The organism is Streptomyces sp. NBC_00539 (genome assembly GCF_036346105.1).
Lineage (GTDB): Bacteria > Actinomycetota > Actinomycetes > Streptomycetales > Streptomycetaceae > Streptomyces.
Genome location: NZ_CP107811.1, coordinates 2,620,287 through 2,640,878, shown reverse-complemented (window position 1 = coordinate 2,640,878; position 20,592 = coordinate 2,620,287). Strand labels below are relative to the sequence as shown.

Sequence of the window (20,592 nt, the reverse complement as noted above, 5' to 3'; positions counted from 1 at the left end):
TCCTGGAGCAGTCCATGGGACGTTATGTGATCCGGCGGCTGCTCCAGATGATCCCGGTGTTCATCGGCAGCACGTTCCTGATCTTCTTCATGGTGTACGCGCTCGGTGACCCCGTCGCGGCCCTCTTCGGCGACAAGGCGCCCGACCCCGCCACCGCGGCCCGCATCCGCAAGGACCTCTTCCTCGACCAACCCCTGTGGAAGCAGTACCTCCACTACATGGGGCAGATCTTCCAGGGCGACTTCGGCACCGCCTTCAACGGTCAGGAGGTCACCGAGCTGATGGCCACGGCCTTCCCCGTCACCCTGCGCCTGACCATGGTCGCCATCGTCATCGAGATCGTCGTCGGGATCACGCTGGGCGTGGTCAGCGGGCTGCGCCGGGGCAAGGCGGTCGACACGAGCCTGCTGGTGCTCACGCTGGTCGTCATCTCCGTGCCCACCTTCGTGACGGGCTACCTCCTCCAGTACCTCTTCGGCGTCGAATGGGGCTGGGTCCGGCCCACCGTCTCCGCCGACGCCCCCTTCGGCGAGCTGCTCCTGCCCGGCGTCGTCCTCGCGCTCGTCTCCCTCGCCTACGTCACCCGGCTCTCGCGCACCTCCATCGCCGAGAACGTCAAGGCCGACTACGTCCGCACCGCCGTCGCCAAGGGCCTCCCGCGCAGGCGCGTCATCACCCGGCACCTGCTGCGCAACTCGCTCATCCCCGTCGTCACCTTCATCGGCACCGACATCGGCGCCCTGATGGGCGGCGCCATCGTCACCGAGCGGATCTTCAACATCCACGGCGTCGGCTACCAGCTGTACCAGGGCATCCTGCGCAACAACTCCCCGACCGTGGTCGGCTTCGTGACGATCCTCGTCATCGTCTTCCTGCTCGCGAACCTGCTCGTCGACCTGCTCTACGCGGTCCTGGACCCGAGGATCCGTTATGCCTGAGCACTACGACCCGCTCCAGCCCGGTGACAACGAAGCCATCGCGCCGACGGGGCAGGGAGGCGCCATGGACCTGGCCCTGGAAGAGGGCGAAAGCCTGGAGAAGCCGCTGGGGGACGGCAGTACCGGCTCCGGGAGCGGCCCGCAGCAGCCGGCCCGCTCCCTGTGGTCCGACGCCTGGCACCAACTGCGCCGCAACCCCGTCTTCGTCGTCTCCGCGCTGCTGATCCTCTTCCTCGTCGTCATCGCCATCTGGCCGCAGCTCATCGCGAGCGGCGACCCGCTGCACTGCGAGCTGTCTAAGTCCCAGCAGGGCCCCGCACCCGGCCACCCCTTCGGCTACGACACCCAGGGCTGCGACGTGTACACCCGTACCGTCTACGGGGCCCGCGCCTCCATCACCGTCGGCGTCTGCGCCACCCTCGGCGCCGCGCTGCTCGGCTCGGCGCTCGGCGGCCTGGCCGGGTTCTTCGGCAGCTGGGGCGACGCCCTGCTCTCCCGGACCGCCGACATCTTCTTCGGCATCCCCGTCGTCCTCGGCGGGCTGGTCTTCCTGTCCGTCGTCACCAGCACCACCGTGTGGCCCGTCGTCGGATTCATCGTGCTGCTCGGCTGGCCCCAGCTCGCCCGCATCGCCCGCGGATCGGTGATCACCGCCAAGCAGAACGACTACGTGCAGGCCGCCCGGGCCCTCGGCGCCGGAAACACGCGGATGCTGCTGCGGCACGTCGCGCCGAACGCCGTCGCCCCCGTCATCGTCGTCGCCACCATCGCCCTGGGCACCTACATCGCCCTGGAGGCCACCCTGTCGTTCCTCGGGGTGGGCCTGCGGCCGCCGACCGTCTCCTGGGGCATCGACATCTCCAACGCCGCCCCGCAGATCCGCAACGCCCCGCACATGCTCCTCTACCCGGCGGGAGCGCTGAGCCTGACCGTGCTGGCCTTCATCATGCTCGGCGACGCGGTGCGCGACGCCCTCGACCCCAAGCTGCGCTGAGGAGCCCCCGCCCATGCTGCTCGAAGTGCGCGACCTGCACGTGGAGTTCACGACCCGCGACGGGGTCGCCAAGGCCGTCAACGGCGTCGACTACTCGGTGGACGCGGGCGAGACCCTCGCCGTGCTCGGCGAGTCCGGCTCCGGGAAGTCGGTGACCGCGCAGGCCGTGATGGGGATCCTCGAAGTGCCGCCGGGCCGGATCGCGGGCGGCGAGATCCTGTTCCAGGGCAAGGACCTGCTCGGGATGCGGGAGGAAGAGCGCCGCAAGATCCGCGGGAACGAAATGGCCATGATCTTCCAGGACGCCCTCTCCTCCCTGAACCCCGTCCTGAGCGTCGGCGCCCAGCTCGGCGAGATGTACGAGGTCCACCGCGGCCTCTCCCGCAAGGCCGCCAGGGCCAAGGCGGTCGAGCTGATGGACCGGGTGAAGATCCCGGCGGCCAGGCAGCGCGTGGGGGACTACCCGCACCAGTTCTCCGGCGGCATGCGCCAGCGCATCATGATCGCCATGGCGCTGGCCCTGGAACCCGCGCTGATCATCGCCGACGAGCCCACCACCGCCCTGGACGTCACGGTCCAGGCCCAGGTCATGGACCTGCTCGCGGAGCTCCAGCGCGAACTGAACATGGGGCTGATCCTGATCACCCACGACCTCGGCGTCGTCGCGGACGTCGCCGACAAGATCGCCGTCATGTACGCCGGCCGGATCGTCGAATCGGCCCCCGTGCACGAGATCTACGCCGCACCCGCCCATCCGTACACCCGGGGTCTGCTGGACTCGATCCCGCGCCTGGACCAGAAGGGCCAGGAGCTCTACGCCATCAAGGGGCTGCCGCCCAACCTGCTGCACATCCCGCCCGGCTGCGCCTTCAACCCGCGCTGCCCCATGGCGCAGCCCGTCTGCCGCACCGACGTCCCGCCGCTGTACGAGGTGACCGAGTCGCCCGTACCGCGCACCACCGCCTGCCACTTCTGGAAGGAATGCCTGCATGCCTGAGCCGATCCTGGAGGTGAAGGAGCTGGTCAAGCACTACCCGCTGACCCAGGGCATCCTCTTCAAGCGGCAGATCGGCGCGGTCAGGGCGGTGGACGGCGTCTCCTTCGACCTGCACCGGGGCGAGACCCTCGGCATCGTCGGCGAATCGGGCTGCGGCAAGTCCACCGTCGCCAAGATGCTGGTCAACCTGGAGCGGCCGACGGCCGGCACGATCTCGTACAAGGGCGAGGACATCACCCGGCTCTCGGCCCGGGCCCTCAAGGCCGTGCGCCGCAACATCCAGATGGTGTTCCAGGATCCGTACACCTCGCTGAACCCGCGCATGACGGTCGGCGACATCATCGGCGAGCCGTACGAGATCCACCCCGAGGTGGCCCCCAAGGGCGACCGGCGCCGCAAGGTGCAGGAACTCCTCGACGTGGTCGGGCTGAACCCGGAGTACATCAACCGGTACCCGCACCAGTTCTCCGGCGGCCAGCGCCAGCGCATCGGCATCGCCCGCGGCCTGGCCCTGCGCCCGGAGGTCATCGTCGCGGACGAGCCCGTCTCCGCCCTCGACGTCTCGGTCCAGGCGCAGGTCGTCAACCTGCTGGAGCGCCTCCAGGACGAGTTCAGCCTGTCCTACGTGTTCATCGCGCACGACCTCTCGATCGTGCGGCACATCTCCGACCGCGTCGGCGTCATGTACCTGGGCCGCATCGTGGAGATCGGCACCGACACCGAGATCTACGAGCACCCCACCCACCCCTACACGCAGGCGCTGCTCTCGGCCGTCCCCGTGCCCGACCCGCGCGCCCGGGCGGTGCGCGAGCGGATCATCCTGGCCGGCGACGTCCCGTCCCCCGCCAACCCGCCGTCGGGGTGCCGCTTCCGTACGCGCTGCTGGAAGGCCCAGGAGCGGTGCGCGGTGGAGGTGCCGCCGCTCGCGGTGCCCGAGTGGTTCCCGTCCGGGCCGAGGGCGCACCCGTCCGCCTGTCACTTCGCGGCGGAGAAACGGGTGGTGCCGGTGACGGCTCCGCCGCCCGCCCCGCCGCCGAAGGGGCTCGCGGAGGGGGAACGGCCCCCGGAGGACCGATGATTTCCGGCCACCCCCGAGCGTACGTCCGAATATCTCTGCGGTTGCCGCAACTCCGTTTACTTCGCGGCGACTTGACCGAGTCTGTCCCGATGCACCTGCCCGGCAGGCTGGTGCGCGTGTGGCCGTGGGGGTCCGGACGGCCGGCCGGGTGGGCGTACTGCCTGTCCGGCCGGGCTCCCCGTGCCCCTGCTCGTGCGCGGCGTGCGCCCTTCGTGCTGCCGGAATTCGATCGATGCGCTGGTACGGATAGTTATGATCCGTAGCGCACGGTGGGTATGAGTCCGCCGTGCACGAGTACGTACCCGATGTCCGCTCGACGTGGAGGTGAAACGCCGTGGCACTCTCGATCTCGGCCGTGGTGCTGCTGGCGATCGTCGTCTTCCTGCTGGTGCGGAAGTCGGGGCTGAAGGCGGGACACGCCTTCGTCTGTGTGCTCCTCGGCTTCTATCTGGCGAGTTCGACCATCGCGCCCACCCTCAGCCAGCTGACGTCCAACGTGGCGAGCATGATCAGTGGCCTCAAGCTGTAGGGCCCAGCTCGTAGGCTGACCCCATGAACGGTCTTCCCGCCCGTCGTCTGCTCCTCGTGCACGCGCACCCGGACGACGAGTCGATCAACAACGGCGTCACCATGGCCAAGTACGCGGCCGAGGGCGCCCACGTCGCGTTGGTGACCTGCACGCTCGGCGAGGAGGGCGAGGTCATCCCGCCCGGCCTCGCCCACCTGGCCCCCGACCGCGACGACACCCTCGGCGCGCACCGGGTCGGCGAGCTCGCCGCCGCCATGAAGGAACTGGGCGTCACCGACCACCGGTTCCTCGGCGGCCCGGGCCGCTTCCGGGACTCCGGGATGATGGGCGCCGAGCAGAACCACCGGCCCGGAGCCTTCTGGTCAGCCGAAGTGGACGAGGCCGCCGCGTACCTCGTGGAGGTCATCCGCGAGCTGCGGCCGCAGGTGCTGGTCACCTACGACCCCGACGGCGGATACGGCCACCCGGACCACATCCAGGCGCACCGGGTCGCCACGCGCGCCGCCGAACTCGCGGCGGAGACCACCTACCGGCGTGACCTCGGGGATCCGTACGAGATCCGCAAGGTCTACTGGAACCGGGTGCCGCGGTCCGTGGTCGAGGAGGGCTTCGAGCGGCTCCGCGCGGCCGGTGCGGCGGTGCCCTTCCCCGGCGTCGCGTCCCCGCAGGACGTGCCGGGCGTCGTCCCGGACGAGCGGATCACCGCCGAGATCGGCGACGAGGACGGCCGGGACGCCTTCGTGCGGGCCAAGGCCGCCGCGATGCGGGCGCACGCCACGCAGATCGCCGTGGACGAGCCCTTCTTCGCCCTGTCGAACGACTTGGCCCAGCCGCTCTTCGCCCGCGAGTACTACGAACTCGTCGCGGGGGAGCCGGGCGCCCCGGAAGGCGAGCGGGAGCGCGACCTGTTCGCGGGGGTGCCGGCATGACCGGGACGCTGACCCCCGGGCGGATCGCCGCCCTCCTCGGCCTGCTCGTCGCCGGGGCGGTGACGGGCGCGGCCGGATGGCTCGTGGTCGACCTCTGGTTCCCCGGCGGGCTGCTGCTGGCACTGCTCGCCCTCTTCGGGGTCTTCCTCGCCGGCCGGCTCGCGACCGGGACCGGGCTCGGGGTGGGCGCGGCCGCGGTCGGCTGGTTCCTGGCGTACGTACTGCTCAGCCTGCCGCGCCCCGAAGGGGACTTCCTGCTCGGTTCGTCCGGAATCGGCCTGTACGTCTACCTTTTGGGCGGGGTCGTCGCCGCTGTGATCTGCGCCACGATGAAGGGCGGCCCGGACCGGCCGGTTTCGGCCGCGCGGCCCCGGCGCTGACGTGCTGTCGGACGCGGCCGGGCTCTGATCGGGGACGGCTTGAGGCGGTTTGACGGTCCGTGTAAGGGTGACCCTGCGGAGCCCAAGAGGAATCCCTGATTCCCGACGGACAGTTGCGCGTGCGCGGCGGCCAGTATGGTGGACGGGCCGCCGAGCTGCCCGCGCAAGGTTGACGGGCGGCGGAGCCAACCGGGAGAACCTGCCTTGAGTCGTGAAACTGACAGTTCGTCCCCCGGGCCCCAAGGGCACGGTGGAGCCGCCTACCCCTCGGGCACGCCGCCGTATGGAACCGGCCGGAATCCGTCCACGACCGAGCCACCCGGGCCTGGCGCGGCGACCGCCACGGAGGAGAACCCTGTGACTTCGAAGCCGTCCACGCCCGACTCCGACGGGCCGAAGACCGAGACCACCCTGACGACCCGGATCCGGATCAACATCCCCGGGTCCCGGCCGATCCCGCCCGTCGTCGTGCGCAAGCCGGTGAAGGACGCCGAGGGGTCCGCGCAGTCGCGGTCCGGCGCGCCCGAGGACGCGGCCGGTCAGGCGCCCGGCCCGGCGCCGGCGCCGTCCGCCGGTTCGGGGACCGGTCCGAAGGCCGGGGCGGGGGCCGGGGCGCAGTCGCCGCCCGCGCCGCTGCCCACGCGCACCCCCTCGGCCTCCCAGTCCGGCCGGGCGCAGGCCCAGGGCGGCTCGGACGAGGCGTCCAGCAACTGGTTCGCGCCGCGCAAGGCCGCCGCGACCCCGCCGGCGGGCGTACGGACCGAGTCCGGTCCGACGCCGGGCGGCGCGGGCTACGCCCCGGCTGCGGGCGGCGCGCCGACGGGGCAGTCCGGTCCGGCGGGGTCCGCCGCGCCCGACGGGCCCCGCAGCGGCGGCGTGCCGCGGCCGCAGGGTCCCGCGTCCGGCTTCGGCTCCGACCGGGGGTTCCCGCCCGGTCCGCCCGCCCCGGGAGTGCCCCAGGCCTACCCCGAGTTCGACAACGGTCCGTCCACCGAGGCGTTCCCCGCCTACGAGGAGCCCGCGCCGCAGGCCGGGCCCGCCGGGCCGACCACCGGCCCCGCGTTCGGGACCGCCCCCGTACGCGCCGACGACGCGCCGCGCTGGCCCGGGCCGGAGGCCCCGCCGGCGGGTGGCCCGTTCCCGGGCGGCCCGCGGCAGGACGGCCCGGTGCCCGGGGACCCCTTCGCCGGGGACCCGTTCGCCGCGGACCCCTTCGCCGCCGGCCCGAGGCCCGGTGGCACGGTGCCCGGGGACCCGTTCCCCGGCCCGCGGGCCGAGGGGCCCGGTCCGCTGCCCGGCAGCCCGTTCCCCGGTGGCCCCGGGCCCGGACCGGTCGTGCCCACGGCGGCCCCGCAGCCGCCCAAGCAGGCCCGGCCGGCCCCCAAGGCCCCCGCGAAGCCCGCCAAGAAGCGCTCCAAGCTCGTCATGGCCGGCGGCGGCCTCATCGCCCTGCTCGGCGTGGCCTACGGCGCCGGGCTGCTCCTGAACCACTCCGACGTCCCCAAGGGCACGACCGTCCTCGGCGTCGACATCAGCGGCAGCCGCGACGAGGCCGTGACCAGGCTCCAGGCCGTCTTCGGTACCCGCGCCTCCGCCCCGCTCCAGTTCACGGTCGGCGGCAAGCAGGTCGAGCTCAAGCCCGACAAGGCCGGGCTGACCCTCGACACCCAGACCACCGTCCGCAACGCCACGGGCAGCGACTACAACCCCGTCACCGTCATCGGCTCCCTCCTCGGCCGGTCGCGCACCGCCGAAGCGGTGATGCCGGTGGACGAGGAGAAGCTGCGGGTCGCGCTCCAGCAACTGGCGGGCAGCGCCGGCACGGCGACCGAGGGCACGATCAAGTTCGACAGCGGCAAGGCCGTCGCCGTCCCCGGCCAGGCGGGTACCAGCCTGGACGTCGACGGTTCCATCGACCCGGTGGTCAAGGCCTTCCGCAACACCATCGCCAGCGGCAAGGCCACCCCCGTCGAACTGCCCACCGCCACCCGGGAACCCTCCGTCGACCAGGCCGAACTGAACCGTGCCATGAAGGAGTTCGCGGAACCCGCGATGTCCGGCATCGCCACGGTCAAGGCGGGCAACAAGTCCATCGCGTTCGGCGCCAAGACGCTGCCCAAGATCCTCAGCATGTCCCCCGTCCAGGGGCACCTCGTCGAGAAGTACGACCTCGAAGCGTTGAAGGCCGCCTACAGCGACACCTTCGACGGGATCCTGATCGCCAGGGGCACCGGAGCGAAGACCGCCGTCACCCCGCAGGACGTCGCGGGCGCCCTCGGCAAGGCCCTGCGCGGCAAGACGCCCGCGGAGCGGACCGCGGTCATCGACACGGACGCCAACTGATCACAGGCTGCTGGAACCGCAGGTCAGAGCCCCTGTCATCCCTCTCGTGCGAGAGGGGCGGCGGGGGCTTCGGCTTGGGCCCGGCGCACCGTCACATCTGCCGCATGACAACTGTCATGCGGCAGTCACGACGGGAGACACTGACGCGGAACCCCCGTGGCGGGCGAATCTTGAGCCATGAAGACGACGACCGCGACGCAAACAGCCGCCGCCCCGGGCCCCGGAGCCACCACCGCTCCTGTGGTGAGCTTCCAGAACGTGACCAAGGCCTACGGCGCCGTCCGTGCGGTCGACGGCCTGTCCCTCGACCTCCACCCGGGCGAGACCGTCGCGCTCCTCGGCCCCAACGGCGCCGGCAAGTCCTCCACCCTCGACCTCCTGCTGGGTCTGCGCCCCGCCGACGCCGGTTCGGTCCGGCTCTTCGGGAGCTCGCCCCGCGAGGCGATAGCCGCCGGGCGGGTCGGGGCCATGCTCCAGACCGGCGGTCTGATGGAGGAAGTGACCGTCCGCGAGATAGTCGCCCTCACCTGTGCGCTCCACCCCCGCCCGTACCCGGTCGAAGAGGTGCTCAGCCGCGCCGGGATCTCCGACATCGCGGGCCGGCTCGTCAACAAGCTCTCCGGCGGGCAGGAGCAGCGCGTGCGCTTCGCGCTCGCCACCGCCGGGGACAACGAGCTGATCGTGCTGGACGAACCGACGACCGGCATGGACGTCACCTCCCGCCAGGCCTTCTGGGCCACCATGCGGGAACAGGCCGCCCGGGGCCGTACCGTCCTCTTCGCCACGCACTACCTGGAAGAGGCGGACGCGATAGCCGACCGCGTCCTGGTCCTCAGCAAGGGCCGGCTCCTCGCCGACGGCACCGCCGCCGAGATCAAGGCCAAGGCCGGCGCCCGCCGGATCGCCTTCGACCTCGCGGACGGCCAGGTCGACGAGCAGGCGCTGCGCGCCCTGCCGCACCTCACCTCCTACGAGCGGCACGGCGAAACCGTGAAGCTCCAGTCGCGTGACGCCGACGCGACCGTACACGCGGTCTACGCCCTGGGGCTCTACCCCCGGAACCTGGAAGTCGCCGGGCTGGGCCTGGAACAGGCCTTCATCGCCCTCACCGAGGCCGAGGAGGCCAACGCATCATGACCACCGGAACGCTCAAGCTCGTCAAGCTCGAAGTCACCCGCGCCCTGCGCAACAAGAAGTACCTGTTCTTCACCGTCCTCTATCCGGCCGCGCTCTTCCTGATGCTCGGCGGCACCCTGAACGGCACGACCAAGGTCATGGGCACGGACCTGGCCATGCCCGCCTTCTACATGGTCGCCATGGCCTCCTTCGGCGCCCTGACCGCCGTCCTCATGGGCAACAGCGAGCGAATAGCCAAGGAGCGTGAGGCGGGCTGGGTCCGCCAGCTGCGCCTGACCTCCCTGCCGGGCCGCGGCTACGTCCTGGCCAAGACCGCCAGCGCCGGTGTGCTGTCCCTGCCCGCGATCCTCGTCGTCTTCGCGGTGGCCGCACTGGTCAAGGGCGTACGGTTCGAGGCCTGGCAGTGGCTCGCCCTGACGGGCTCCATCTGGGCCGGCAGCCTCGTCTTCGCCGCCCTCGGCGTGGCCCTCGGCTACTTGGCCAGCGGGGACACCGTCCGCCCCATCACCATGCTGTTCTACTTCGGCCTCTCCATCCTCGGCGGCCTGTGGACGCCCACCGCGGCCTTCCCGCAGTGGCTCCGCAACATCTGCGAGTGGCTGCCGACCCACGCCTACGCCGGCCTCGGACAGGCGATAGAACTGGGTGGCGCGCCCCACATGAAGGACGTGGCGATACTCGCGGTCTACTTCGTACTGTTCACGGGTGCTGCCGCCTGGCTGTACCGGAAGGACTCGTTGAAGGCGTGACGACGCAAGTGACCAGAGCGGCCAGATTCATGAACGACAGCATGACGGGGGGAGGCGACGGACCCAGGGTGGGCGTGCGCCCCGAGACCCGGCGCCACAAGATCGTCAAGTCGATGTGGATCAGCCTGTGGCTGTTCTACCTCAGCGCCCCCGTAGCCGATCTGGTCAGCGGCGGACACAGCCTGCAGGCCCGGCTGCTCGGCGGCCTGGGCCTCGCGGCCTTCGTCTCCTGGTACCTGGCCCTGGTCTTCCGCACCGCCCGGGAAAGCCAGGTGCGCTGGCTGCTGATCTCGGTCGCGGCCCTCTCCGCCCAGGCGACCGTCCTGTCCCTGAGCCTGGGCCGCGAATGGCTCGTCCTCTTCGTCTACGTCTCCATCTCCTCCGGCGCCGCGCTGCCGGGGGGAATCTCCCGCTGGACGGTGCCGGGCGCGACCGCGCTGCTGACGGTGACGGCCCTCGCGGTGCCGGGCGGCGACGCCTACCTGGCCGGCCTGCTGATCCCGGCGGTGATGGGCGGCTACGCGATGGTCGGCATCCGCGCGATGATCCGTACCACCATCGAACTGCGCGAGGCCCGGGCGACCGTGGCGCAGCTCGCGGCCAACGAGGAACGGCTGCGGATGGCCCGGGACCTGCACGACCTGCTCGGGCACTCGCTGTCGCTGATCACGCTCAAGAGCGAACTGGCGGGCCGGATGCTTCCGGACCGCCCGGAGCTCGCCGCCCAGCAGGTGGCGGACATCGAGCAGGTCAGCCGCCAGGCGCTGGTCGACGTACGGGAAGCGGTGAGCGGCTACCGGCGGCCGACCCTGCCGGGCGAACTGGCCGGCGCACGAACCGCCCTGACCGCGGCGGGCGTCCTCGCCGACCTTCCCCAAGAGGTCCCGGAGGACCTCCCGCAGGAGGTCGAATCGGCGCTCGCGTGGTCGCTGCGCGAGGCGGTGACGAACGCGGTACGCCACAGCGGCGCCAAACGCTGCACGATCACCCTCGCCGCCCGTCAGACCCTCGCCGGCAAGATGGTCGAACTGACCGTCTTCGACGACGGGGCGGGCGGTGCGGCAACCCACGGCAACGGCCTGACCGGCCTGACGGAGCGCCTGGAGGCGGTGGGCGGCACCCTGGAGGCGGGCCCGGTGGGCAGGACCGGCTTCCGGTTGCTGGCCCGCGTCCCCCTAGGATCTGACTCATGACGCCACGGCCCATCCGGATCCTCCTCGCCGAGGACCAGTCCATGGTCCGTGAGGCCCTCGCCGCGCTGCTCGGCCTGGAGCCGGACATCGAGGTGCTGGCCCAAGTCGCCCGCGGCGACGAGGTGTTGGCGGCGGCCCGCGCGCACGACGTGAACGTGGCGCTGCTCGACATCGAGATGCCGGGCATGACGGGCATCGAGGCGGCGGCGGCCCTGCGGGACGCCCTGCCGGCCCTGCGGATCGTCATCCTGACCACCTTCGGCCGCCCCGGCTACCTTCGTGGGGCGATGGAGGCGGGGGCGTCGGCGTTCCTCGTGAAGGACGCCCCGGCCGCACAGTTGGCGGAGGCGGTGCGCAAGGTCCTCACGGGCGAGCGCGTCATCGACCCGACGTTGGCGGCGGCAGCCCTCGCCGAGGGGGCGAACCCGCTGACCGACCGCGAGCGGGAGGTGCTGCGCGCGGCGGAGTTCGGCGCGACCAACGCGGAGCTCGCGGCCCGGCTGCACCTGTCGCAGGGAACCGTCCGCAACTACCTCTCGACGGCGATCCAGAAGCTGGCCGCCCGCAACCGTGCCGAAGCCGTCCGCGTGGCCCGCGAAAAGGGCTGGCTGTAGCAGTCCCGCGGGTGCGGAAGGCCGGTCCGGGCGGCTCCGTGCAGAGCGGGCCCGTCCAGCGGGCCCGTTCAGCGGGTCGGTTCGGCGGGCCCGTTCGGCAGGTCAGTTCAGCAGGGCGCGGGCCGAGAGGGCCTCCGCGCGGACGCGGGCCGCCGCTGCCGCGTCCACGGCGTCGACCACCTCCGCGTAAGCGTCCAGCTCCGCCGCGCCCGCCACGAACTGCCCCCGCTCCACCAGCACCCGGGCCCGCTCGTACCGCAGCGACGCCGGGTGCGAGGGCAGGAGCAGCGACAGGTCCAGCGCCCACAGTGCGACCCCCGACTGCTCGGGCCGGGTGGCGGCCCATGCCCGGATGTTGTTCAGGATCCGCAGCACGATGTCCAGCGTCCGGGCCGGCGTCCGCGGTCCGCCCGCCGGCTCCGCCGGACCCACCCCGAGCGAGGCGCCGCCCGCGAAGGGGTCCACCACGACCCCCTCCTCCGGGTCCCCGAAACCCACCACGAAGTGGCCCGGCAGCCCCAGCCCGTACACCGGCGCACCCGCGCGCCGCGCCACCTCCAGCCATACGACCGACAGCAGGATCGGCAGGCCCCGGCGGCGCAGCAGCACCTCGTGGAGCAGCGAGGACGACAGCCGGTCGTAGTCCGCCGGAGTCCCGTGGAAACCGAGCCGGCCGCCCAGCAGTTCCGTCACCGCAGACGCCCACGCCGCCCCGCCGCGCAGCCCGTACGGCAGCATCCCCGCGAGCCGGTCCAGCTCGATCTGCGCCCGGTCCATGGCCCGTTCGTCCAGCTCCGGGTCCGCCTCGGTCGCCAGCAGCAGGCACAACAGCGCCAGGTCCGGCCGCTCCGAGCGGGCCTCCGCCGCGAACCGGGCCCGTCCCTCGGCGCTCACGCCGCCGCCCGGAAGTGGTGGTAGGCGTGGTGCGTCGCGAAGCCCATCCCGTCGTACAGGGCCCGCGCCCCCACGTTGTCAGCCTCCACTTGGAGCCACGCCGCCGAGGCGCCCTCCTCCAGCGCCCGCCGGGCCAGCGCCGTCATCACCGCCGTCGCGAGGCCCCCGCGCCGCTGACCGGGATCGACCTCGACCGCCGCGAACCCGGCCCAGCGGCCGTCCACCACCATGCGTCCGATCGCCTGTCCGGGTAGCGTCGCGAACCACACCGAGGGCCCCGCGACCAGCACCTTCCGGGCCACCTCGGGGTCCTTGACCCGCCCGTACCGCCCGAGCCATTCCTCGTCGGGCGCGCGGGTCAGCCGCACCCGGGACGCCGCGGCCGCCTCCACGTCCCCGATCGGGGCCAACGCCGCGGTGCGGACCTCCGCCGAGACCTCGTTCACCCAGCCCCGCCGCTCCAGCTCGGCGCACAGCCGCTCCTGGGTGCCGAGCGCGCCGGTCGCGGCCTGTATGTACGCCGGAAGGCGGCGTCGCGCGTACCAGGAGGTCACTCGCGCGAGTGCTTCGTCCAGCGGTGTCCCCGGCTCGCCCAGTGCCAGCACCGAGTTGGCCCGCCGGGTGAATCCGGCGGCCGCCCGCAAGGTCCACTCGCCCAGCGGCTCGCTCTCCAGGGGCTGCCAGGCCCGCGCGGTGACCCGGGCCAGCTCCTCGAAAGACGCTCTAGGCCCCTTGCGCCGGGCGGGCGCCGGAGGGACGATCTTGCCTGCTACCAGCGTCGATTCCGCGATGTGGACGGACCGCCCGTCCTTGCGTGTGATCGTGAGCACACCCCCGGTCCAGGATGTGAGAACCCCGACCGCGTCCATGAACGAGGGGGGACCGCTCCGGTCCGCCTCCACCCGTCGCACAGAAACCCGTTTACCCACGTCAGCCGGGGTAATACGAATCTCCAGCAGTCCACCGGCAGTGATTTCCACAGCTCTGTCCGCCCCTCCTGTTCGGATCGTGCCCGGGAACGGAGATACTAGGCGTGGGCATCGACGACGCCGCGCTCCCGCGCGATATGGAAAGCCCTACCGAGGAGGAACGAGAGCGTGACCTACGTCATCGCGGAGCCTTGTGTCGACGTCAAGGACAAGGCATGCATCGAAGAGTGCCCCGTCGACTGCATCTACGAGGGCCAGCGGTCCTTGTACATCCACCCGGACGAATGCGTCGACTGTGGTGCCTGTGAGCCGGTCTGCCCGGTCGAGGCCATCTTCTACGAGGACGACACCCCGGAGGAGTGGAAGGACTACTACAAGGCGAACGTCGAGTTCTTCGACGAGCTCGGTTCGCCCGGTGGCGCCTCCAAGCTCGGCCTGATCGAGCGGGACCACCCCTTCATCGCAGCGCTGCCGCCGATGGGCGAGGGCCACTGACGGCCGTCGCCCCGGCGCGGTGAGCTTCGGTCCCGTACGGCCCCGTGCCGCGCGGGACCGAGCCGTTTGCGCGCCGCGGTCCGTACGCGGACCACTGGCGCGGGCCCACGGCAGGCAGGCAGTGGGCAGCAGGCAGCAGGACAAGTAGCGAGCAGAGAGCAGAGAGCACCGTGGCCGCAGTTTCCGCCCGCCTTCCCGCCTTCCCCTGGGACAAGCTGGAGCCGTACAAGGCGACGGCGGCCGCCCACGCGGACGGCATCGTCGACCTGTCGGTCGGCACCCCGGTCGACCCGGTGCCGGAGCTGATCCGCGGCGCGCTCGTCGGCGCCGCCGACTCCCCGGGCTACCCGACGGTGTGGGGGACGGTCGCGCTGCGCGACGCGATCACGGGCTGGCTGCGCGGGCGCCTCGGCGCGAGCGCCGTCGGCCACCGCAACGTCCTGCCGGTGGTCGGCTCCAAGGAGCTGGTGGCGTGGCTGCCGACCCAGCTGGGGCTGGGCGCCGGGGACAAGGTCGCCTACCCCCGCCTCGCCTACCCGACCTACGAGGTCGGCGCCCGGCTGTGCGGAGCGGAGCCGGTGGTCTACGACGACCCGACCGAGCTCGACCCGGCGGGCGTGAAGCTGCTGTGGCTCAACTCCCCCTCCAACCCCACCGGCCGGGTCCTTCCGAAGGAAGAGCTGATCCGGATCGTGGCCTGGGCGCGCGCGCACGGGATCCTCGTCTTCAGCGACGAGTGCTACCTGGAGCTGGGCTGGGAGGCCGAGCCCGTCTCCGTCCTGCACGACGAGGTGTGCGGCGGCTCCTACGAGGGCATCGTCGCCGTCCACTCGCTGTCCAAGCGGTCCAACCTGGCGGGCTACCGCGCGGCCTTCATCGCCGGTGACGCGGACGTGCTCGGCGAGCTGCTGGAGATCCGCAAGCACGGCGGAATGATGACCCCCGCGCCGGTCCAGGCCGCCGTCGTCGCCGCCCTGGGCGACGACGCGCACGTGCAGGAGCAGCGCGGCCGTTACGCGGCCCGCCGCGAGGCGCTGCGCGGGGCACTGGAGGCCCACGGCTTCCGCATCGAGCACAGCGAGGCCAGCCTGTACCTGTGGGCGACCCGCGACGAGCCCTGCTGGCAGACGGTGGCGTACCTCGCCGAGCGGGGCGTCCTGGTCGCACCGGGCGACTTCTACGGCGAGGCGGGGGCGAACTTCGTCCGCGTCGCCTTCACCGCCACCGACGAACGGGTCGCGGCCGCGGTCAAGCGGCTCGGCGCTTAGTCCGGATCCGGACCAGGCCCGGATCACACCCGGATCACACCCGGGTACGGCTCCGGCCCCGGTGACGCCCAGGTCAGGCCCAGGAACAGCCCGAGGGGCCGGGAGTGCGCACTCCCGGCCCCTCGGCGTTCCCGCGGCGGCGGGTCAGTGGCCGAGACCGCCCAGCGGCACGGCGTTCAGCGGCAGCTCCGGCGCGGCGGGCAGCCCCGAGGTGGGCGCCGCGGGCAGGGCCGACGTGGGCAGGCTCGAGGTGGGCAGGCCCGAGGTGGGCAGGCCTGAGGTGGGCAGACCGGCCAGCAGCGGGCCGGCCGCCTCGGTCAGCTGGGCGGGGGCGGCCTTCGCCGCGGTGTCCGTGGCGGTGGCGGCGGTGTCGCCGACGGCGGCGACACCGGCGTCGGGGGACGTGAGCGCGCCCAGCTGCGGCACGGACTCCAGGCCCGCGGCGCTGGCCGCGCCGGCCGCACCGACCACGGGAGCTGTCCCGGCTGCGAGAAGCAGCGCGGCACGGGCGATCCGACGGGTCAGGGGGAGGGACATGATGCTCCTAAGCGGTAGCGGCTGAGTACACCGGTACAACCGCTTGCGGGGCGTTCCAAGTTGCGGACCCGGTGGGTAAAGGATCGGTAACGCATCGTTTAATCGGGTTCCGCGACAACCGCATCGGACGCGCGCGACCAGGCCTTCCGCCCCTTTCGCGCCCCGGGCGCCCCCGCGCCGGCCACCCCCGGGCGGGGGACGTACCGCACACCCGAGCGGTATCCGGGCCGGGGGGCGGTTCACAGCGGGGGTCAGCGGTGCACGAAGATCCGTACCTCATCCGCTTGTGCGGTGCGGGGCTGCGGCGCATCGGGCCGCGGCGACGCGACGCGCTCCGCCTGCCACTTGCCCTCCGCCTCGCCCGCGGTCCAGCCCCGCGAGGCGTAGGAGACCCGCGCGATGCCCATGTCGCCGGAGTGCGCCACCGCCCAGTACGCCACCACCCGCGCGCGCCGGAACGCCGCTTCGGCGGAGCCCTGCGGCTGCGCCACGGTGATCTCGGCCTCCGGGGAGCCCGCGCCCTCCTTCGCGGGGGCGGGCGCGGCCGCGGCGTCCACCCGGACCTGCTTGCCGAAGATCCGCACCAGCTCCGCCCGCACCTGCTCCGGCCGGCCGGGCTCGGTGGGCGCCGGCCCGCCGCAGATGACCGAACCGCCGCCCGCGAAGGCCGCCGTGAGGACCGTCGCGTTCGGCTCGTGCTTCGCGTACGCCTGCGGGAAACCGCTGAGCTGCACCTCCTGCGCGGCCTCCGTCAGCGGCAGCTGCGCCCAGCCCCTGACCTCCAGCAGCCGGTCGTAGAAGATCCCCGCCGCGTACACCGGGTCGCGGATCTCCTGCGGCGTGCCCCAGCCCTGCGAGGGACGCTGCTGGAACAGCCCGAGCGAGTCCCGGTCGCCGTGGTCGAGGTTGCGCAGGCCCGACTCCTGCATGGCGGTGGCCAGTGCGATGGTGAGCGCCCGGTCCGGGACGCCCTTGGCCACGCCGACGGCGGCTATGGTCGCCGCGTTCCCGGCCTGCTCCGGCGACATCTCGTACGTACCGCTGCCGCCCTGCTCGCCGGGCGCGCCGGCCGTGCAGTGCGGGGCGCCACCACCGCCGTTGGACTCGTACTGCACGACGAGGTAGCCGCCGAGCGCGAGCAGAACGAGCAGGCCGGCGACCTTGAGCAGCGGTCGGCGGCGGCGCGGGCTGGAGTGATCGGTGGGGGACACGCGGCCCACCGTACTTGAGCCGCGCGAGGTGATCGCCGGGCCCTCGCCGGACCCGTCCACCCGCCGGACCGGCCGGGCCGCCACACCGCCCGGGCGTTAGGGTCGGCTCATGTCCGAATCCGAGCTGGACCTCACCCTGGACGCTGCCGAGCTGACCGCCCGGCTCGTCGACATCCCTTCCGTGAGCGGCGACGAGAAGGTCCTCGCCGACCTCGTGGAGCACGCGCTGCGCGGCCTGCCGCACCTGACGGTCGACCGCTTCGGGAACAACGTCGTGGCCCGTACGAACCTCGGCCGCGCCGAGCGCGTCGTGCTCGCCGGCCATCTCGACACGGTCCCGATCGCCGACAACGTGCCCTCCCGCCTGGACGAGAACGACGTCCTGTGGGGCTGCGGCACCACGGACATGAAGTCCGGCGTCGCCGTGCAGCTGCGCATCGCCGCGACGGTGCCCCGGCCCAACCGGGACCTCACCTTCGTGTTCTACGACCAGGAGGAGGTCGCCGCCGACCTCAACGGGCTGGGCAAGGTCGCCGAGGCCCACCCCGACTGGCTGCGGGGCGACTTCGCGGTCCTGCTGGAGCCGTCGAACGCCGAGGTCGAGGGCGGCTGCCAGGGCACCCTGCGCGTGCTGCTGCGCACTGCCGGTGAGCGCGCCCACTCCGCGCGCAGCTGGATGGGCTCCAACGCCATCCACGGCGCCGCCCCCATCCTCGTGCGGCTCGCGGCGTACGAGGCCCGCAGGCCGGTCATCGACGGACTGGAGTACCACGAGGGCCTCAACGCGGTGCGCATCGAGGGCGGCGTCGCCAACAACGTCATCCCGGACTCCTGCACGGTGACGGTCAACTTCCGCTACGCCCCGGACCGGAGCGAGGAAGAGGCGCTGGCACACGTGAAGGAGGTCTTCGAAGGCTGCGACATCGCCGAGTTCGTGGTCGACGACTTCTCCGGCGGAGCCCTCCCGGGCCTGTCCCATCCGGCGGCCGCGGCCTTCATGGAGGCGGTCGGCGGACGCGCCATGCCCAAGTTCGGCTGGACGGACGTGGCCCGGTTCAGCGCGCTGGGCGTCCCGGCGGTCAACTACGGCCCGGGCGACGCGCTGCTGGCGCACAAGGTCGACGAACGGGTCGAGACGAAGGCGATCCTGCACTGCGAGGAGCGACTCCGCGCCTGGCTGACCTCCTGAATTCCGCTTGCCGTCACCTTCCTGCGCCTAACCTGATCGGACGATCAGCTGGAGGGAGCACATCATGGGCAACCCCGAACGTTCCGCTCGCCGGCCCGAGGAGCAGCAGCTCGGGCCGGTGCTGCGCAGGCGGAGCCAGGTGCAGGCGGGCAGTACGACGGACCAGCGGCTGCTGGACTCCGCCGGGCCCTCCGAGTGGGTGCACACCGATCCCTGGCGGGTCCTGCGCATCCAGTCGGAGTTCATCGAGGGGTTCGGCACGCTGGCGGAGCTGCCGCCGGCGATCAGCGTGTTCGGATCGGCCCGTACCCCCGAGGACTCGCCGGAGTACGAGGCGGGCGTACGGATCGGGCACGCGCTCGTCGACGCCGGCTTCGCCGTCATCACGGGCGGTGGCCCGGGCGCGATGGAGGCGGCCAACAAGGGCGCCCGGGAGGCGGGCGGCATCTCGGTGGGGCTCGGCATCGAGCTGCCCTTCGAGCAGGGGCTGAACCAGCACGTCGACCTGGGGCTGAACTTCCGGTACTTCTTCGTCCGCAAGACGATGTTCGTGAAGTACAGCCAGGGCTTCGTGGTGCTGCCGGGCGGGCTCGGCACGCTGGACGAGATGTTCGAGGCCCTGACCCTGGTCCAGACCCAGAAGATCACCCGCTTCCCGATCGTGCTCTTCGGCACGGAGTACTGGGGCGGGCTGGTCGACTGGCTCCGCAACACCGTCATCGCGCAGGGCAAGGCGTCCGAGTACGACCTGTGCCTCTTCCACGTGACGGACGACGTGGAGGAGGCCGTGACGCTGGTCAGCAAGGAGGTCGGCGAGGGTACGAACGAACGCGCCGCCCGCGCCGCGACCGAAGAGGCCGCCCGGGAGGCGGGCGACTAGCAGCGCCCTGCCGGGGCCCGGCCGGCCGGGTGTCCGGTCAGGCGAGCCCCCGGCGGGCGACCGCCGGGGGCCGGTGGCCCTGGATGGACGCCACCATGTCGAGGACCTGCCGGGTCTCGGCGACCTCGTGCACGCGGTAGACCTGCGCGCCGAGCCAGGCCGAGACGGCCGTGGTGGCGAGGGTGCCGAGCAGGCGTTCCTTGACCGGCTTGTCGAGGGTCTCGCCGACGAAGTCCTTGTTGGACAGCGACACCAGCACCGGCCAGCCCGTAGCGGTCATCTCGCCGAGCCGCCGGGTGGCTTCCAGGGAGTGGCGGGTGTTCTTCCCGAAGTCGTGCCCCGGGTCGATCATGATGGCGTCGCGGCGCACCCCGAGCGCGACGGCCCGGTCGGCCAGGCCGACCGTGACCCGCAGGACGTCCGCCATCACGTCCTCGTACGCGATCCGATGCGGCCGGGTACGCGGCTCGATCCCGCCCGCGTGGGTGCAGACCAGCCCGGCGCCGTAACGGGCGGCGACCTCCGCCAGCTTGGGGTCGACCCCGCCCCACGCGTCGTTCAGGACGTCGGCGCCGGCCTCGCACACCGCTTCGCCGACCTCGTGGCGCCAGGTGTCCACACTGATCACCACGTCGGGGTGGCGGCGGCGCACCTCGGCCACGAAGCCGACCGTACGACGGGCCTCCTCGGCCGCGTCGACGTGTTCGCCGGGGCCCGCCTTGACCCCGCCGATGTCGATGATCGCGGCGCCCTCGGCCACCGCCTGCCCGACCCGCTCCAGCGCGGGCTCGTCGTGGAACGTCGCGCCCTGGTCGTAGAAGGAGTCCGGGGTCCGGTTCACAATGGCCATGATCACCGGCTCGTGCGTGTCGAACTCGCGCCTGCCCAGTCGCAGCATCCTGCTCTTTCCTCCTTCGGCGGCCCTCGCGCCTCGTCTGCGACCTTAACCTGGTGGCCGGAGTCTCTCAGGGGAGTTGATCGTGTTCTGGTTCTTGCTGATCGCGCTGGTCGTGGTCGTGGCCGCGGTCACCCTCGCGGTGGTCGGCGGAGGTTCGCAGGCCGTGCTGCCCGAGGCGGAGCCGGACCGGGTGGCGGACTCCCTGCCGGAATCCCGGCCGGTGGTACGGGCCGACATCGACGCGCTGCGCCTGCCGGTCGCGCCGCGCGGCTACCGGATGGCCGAGGTGGACGACGTACTGGACCGGCTGGCGGCCGAGCTGGCCGAGCGGGACGCGCGGATCGCGGAACTGACCGCCGCCGTCTCGGCCCACGGCCGCGTCGACCTCACGAAGGAGGACCGGTGAGCGG

At 72.5% G+C, this 20,592-nt stretch carries 21 protein-coding genes and 1 pseudogene; 17 read left to right on the top strand and 5 right to left on the bottom strand.

The annotated features are described in order from the left end of the window. Window positions 1-14: 14 nt before the first annotated feature. The 12 genes from OG861_RS11470 to OG861_RS11415 all read left to right on the top strand — a co-directional run bounded on the left by OG861_RS11470 (window position 15) and on the right by OG861_RS11415 (window position 11,881). A complete protein-coding gene (locus OG861_RS11470) occupies window positions 15-938 on the top strand; it encodes an ABC transporter permease (protein ID WP_329197986.1) in 924 nt (307 codons plus the stop codon). Then, a complete protein-coding gene (locus OG861_RS11465) occupies window positions 931-1,932 on the top strand; it encodes an ABC transporter permease (protein ID WP_329197988.1) in 1,002 nt (333 codons plus the stop codon). Before OG861_RS11470 ends, OG861_RS11465 begins: the two co-directional genes overlap by 8 nt. A gap of 13 nt (window positions 1,933-1,945) precedes the next feature. Then, window positions 1,946-2,929 carry an ABC transporter ATP-binding protein gene (locus OG861_RS11460; protein ID WP_329197990.1) on the top strand — a complete coding sequence of 328 codons (984 nt, stop codon included), beginning with the start codon at window positions 1,946-1,948 and terminating at the stop codon, window positions 2,927-2,929. Beyond that, window positions 2,922-4,007: an ABC transporter ATP-binding protein gene (locus OG861_RS11455; protein ID WP_329197992.1), complete on the top strand. Its 1,086-nt coding sequence runs from the start codon at window positions 2,922-2,924 to the stop codon at window positions 4,005-4,007. Before OG861_RS11460 ends, OG861_RS11455 begins: the two co-directional genes overlap by 8 nt. A 334-nt stretch (window positions 4,008-4,341) precedes the next feature. Beyond that, a complete protein-coding gene (locus tag OG861_RS11450) occupies window positions 4,342-4,536 on the top strand; it encodes a hypothetical protein (RefSeq protein ID WP_136213899.1) in 195 nt (64 codons plus the stop codon). A 23-nt stretch (window positions 4,537-4,559) separates the two neighbouring features. Then, on the top strand, window positions 4,560-5,465 hold the full coding sequence (gene mshB, locus OG861_RS11445) for an N-acetyl-1-D-myo-inositol-2-amino-2-deoxy-alpha-D-glucopyranoside deacetylase (protein WP_329197995.1): 906 nt from the start codon (window positions 4,560-4,562) through the stop codon (window positions 5,463-5,465). Then, window positions 5,462-5,845 (top strand): DUF6113 family protein, encoded by a 384-nt coding sequence (locus OG861_RS11440; RefSeq protein ID WP_329197996.1) that lies wholly within the window; start codon window positions 5,462-5,464, stop codon window positions 5,843-5,845. The genes mshB and OG861_RS11440 overlap by 4 nt, the downstream gene beginning before the upstream one ends. Window positions 5,846-6,049: 204 nt before the next feature. Further along, window positions 6,050-8,188: a hypothetical protein gene (locus OG861_RS11435; protein WP_443056597.1), complete on the top strand. Its 2,139-nt coding sequence runs from the start codon at window positions 6,050-6,052 to the stop codon at window positions 8,186-8,188. Window positions 8,189-8,365: 177 nt separating this feature from the next. Further along, the gene (locus OG861_RS11430) at window positions 8,366-9,325 is read left to right on the top strand and encodes an ABC transporter ATP-binding protein (RefSeq protein WP_329197998.1); all 960 of its coding nucleotides are present in this window, start codon (window positions 8,366-8,368) and stop codon (window positions 9,323-9,325) included. Beyond that, window positions 9,322-10,074: an ABC transporter permease gene (locus OG861_RS11425; RefSeq protein WP_329198000.1), complete on the top strand. Its 753-nt coding sequence runs from the start codon at window positions 9,322-9,324 to the stop codon at window positions 10,072-10,074. Before OG861_RS11430 ends, OG861_RS11425 begins: the two co-directional genes overlap by 4 nt. 41 nt (window positions 10,075-10,115) lie before the next feature. Continuing rightward, window positions 10,116-11,267, top strand: coding sequence for a sensor histidine kinase (locus OG861_RS11420; protein ID WP_329202427.1), 1,152 nt, complete (start codon window positions 10,116-10,118; stop codon window positions 11,265-11,267). Continuing rightward, window positions 11,264-11,881, top strand: a complete 618-nt coding sequence (locus tag OG861_RS11415; protein ID WP_329198001.1) for a response regulator transcription factor — start codon at window positions 11,264-11,266, stop codon at window positions 11,879-11,881. Before OG861_RS11420 ends, OG861_RS11415 begins: the two co-directional genes overlap by 4 nt. A 102-nt stretch (window positions 11,882-11,983) precedes the next feature. Here OG861_RS11415 and OG861_RS11410 read toward each other — a convergent pair whose 3' ends face one another. Next, entirely contained in the window at window positions 11,984-12,775 is a 792-nt protein-coding gene (locus tag OG861_RS11410; protein WP_329198002.1) for a transglutaminase-like domain-containing protein, read from the bottom strand. Then, window positions 12,772-13,755, bottom strand: coding sequence for a GNAT family N-acetyltransferase (locus OG861_RS11405; protein ID WP_329198003.1), 984 nt, complete (start codon window positions 13,753-13,755; stop codon window positions 12,772-12,774). Before OG861_RS11405 ends, OG861_RS11410 begins: the two co-directional genes overlap by 4 nt. Before the next feature lie 117 nt (window positions 13,756-13,872). On the opposite strand from OG861_RS11405, the gene fdxA reads away from it, so the two are divergent. After that, a complete protein-coding gene (gene fdxA / locus OG861_RS11400) occupies window positions 13,873-14,199 on the top strand; it encodes a ferredoxin (protein WP_030291119.1) in 327 nt (108 codons plus the stop codon). Window positions 14,200-14,369: 170 nt separating this feature from the next. Continuing rightward, window positions 14,370-15,467 carry a succinyldiaminopimelate transaminase gene (dapC, locus tag OG861_RS11395; protein WP_329198004.1) on the top strand — a complete coding sequence of 366 codons (1,098 nt, stop codon included), beginning with the start codon at window positions 14,370-14,372 and terminating at the stop codon, window positions 15,465-15,467. 144 nt (window positions 15,468-15,611) lie between these two features. On the opposite strand, the gene OG861_RS11390 is transcribed toward dapC, so the two are convergent. Beyond that, window positions 15,612-16,004, bottom strand: coding sequence for an ATP-binding protein (locus OG861_RS11390; RefSeq protein WP_329198006.1), 393 nt, complete (start codon window positions 16,002-16,004; stop codon window positions 15,612-15,614). Between the two features lie 251 nt (window positions 16,005-16,255). After that, on the bottom strand, window positions 16,256-17,215 hold the full coding sequence (locus OG861_RS11385; RefSeq protein ID WP_329198008.1) for a hypothetical protein: 960 nt from the start codon (window positions 17,213-17,215) through the stop codon (window positions 16,256-16,258). A 109-nt stretch (window positions 17,216-17,324) separates the two neighbouring features. On the opposite strand from OG861_RS11385, the gene dapE reads away from it, so the two are divergent. Further along, a complete protein-coding gene (dapE, locus tag OG861_RS11380) occupies window positions 17,325-18,404 on the top strand; it encodes a succinyl-diaminopimelate desuccinylase (RefSeq protein WP_329198009.1) in 1,080 nt (359 codons plus the stop codon). A gap of 64 nt (window positions 18,405-18,468) precedes the next feature. Then, a pseudogene (locus OG861_RS11375) lies at window positions 18,469-19,218 on the top strand (TIGR00730 family Rossman fold protein); the annotation flags it as partial. Between the two features lie 103 nt (window positions 19,219-19,321). On the opposite strand, the gene folP reads toward OG861_RS11375, so the two are convergent. Continuing rightward, window positions 19,322-20,182, bottom strand: coding sequence for a dihydropteroate synthase (folP, locus tag OG861_RS11370; protein WP_329198013.1), 861 nt, complete (start codon window positions 20,180-20,182; stop codon window positions 19,322-19,324). A gap of 82 nt (window positions 20,183-20,264) precedes the next feature. On the opposite strand from folP, the gene OG861_RS11365 reads away from it, so the two are divergent. Further along, window positions 20,265-20,588 (top strand): DivIVA domain-containing protein, encoded by a 324-nt coding sequence (locus OG861_RS11365; protein WP_399273549.1) that lies wholly within the window; start codon window positions 20,265-20,267, stop codon window positions 20,586-20,588. Window positions 20,589-20,592 lie beyond the last annotated feature (4 nt).

Excerpts from the sequence above, each read along its gene's own strand:
- OG861_RS11470 (WP_329197986.1), top strand. The coding sequence starts at position 15 with ATGGGACGTTATGTGATCCGGCGGCTGCTCCAGATGATCCCGGTGTTC.
- OG861_RS11465 (WP_329197988.1), top strand. The coding sequence starts at position 931 with ATGCCTGAGCACTACGACCCGCTCCAGCCCGGTGACAACGAAGCCATC.
- OG861_RS11460 (WP_329197990.1), top strand. The coding sequence starts at position 1,946 with ATGCTGCTCGAAGTGCGCGACCTGCACGTGGAGTTCACGACCCGCGAC.
- OG861_RS11455 (WP_329197992.1), top strand. The coding sequence starts at position 2,922 with ATGCCTGAGCCGATCCTGGAGGTGAAGGAGCTGGTCAAGCACTACCCG.
- mshB (WP_329197995.1), top strand. The coding sequence starts at position 4,560 with ATGAACGGTCTTCCCGCCCGTCGTCTGCTCCTCGTGCACGCGCACCCG.
- OG861_RS11440 (WP_329197996.1), top strand. The coding sequence starts at position 5,462 with ATGACCGGGACGCTGACCCCCGGGCGGATCGCCGCCCTCCTCGGCCTG.
- OG861_RS11430 (WP_329197998.1), top strand. The coding sequence starts at position 8,366 with ATGAAGACGACGACCGCGACGCAAACAGCCGCCGCCCCGGGCCCCGGA.
- OG861_RS11425 (WP_329198000.1), top strand. The coding sequence starts at position 9,322 with ATGACCACCGGAACGCTCAAGCTCGTCAAGCTCGAAGTCACCCGCGCC.
- OG861_RS11420 (WP_329202427.1), top strand. The coding sequence starts at position 10,116 with ATGACGGGGGGAGGCGACGGACCCAGGGTGGGCGTGCGCCCCGAGACC.
- OG861_RS11415 (WP_329198001.1), top strand. The coding sequence starts at position 11,264 with ATGACGCCACGGCCCATCCGGATCCTCCTCGCCGAGGACCAGTCCATG.
- OG861_RS11390 (WP_329198006.1), bottom strand. The coding sequence starts at position 16,004 with ATGTCCCTCCCCCTGACCCGTCGGATCGCCCGTGCCGCGCTGCTTCTC.
- dapE (WP_329198009.1), top strand. The coding sequence starts at position 17,325 with ATGTCCGAATCCGAGCTGGACCTCACCCTGGACGCTGCCGAGCTGACC.
- folP (WP_329198013.1), bottom strand. The coding sequence starts at position 20,182 with ATGCTGCGACTGGGCAGGCGCGAGTTCGACACGCACGAGCCGGTGATC.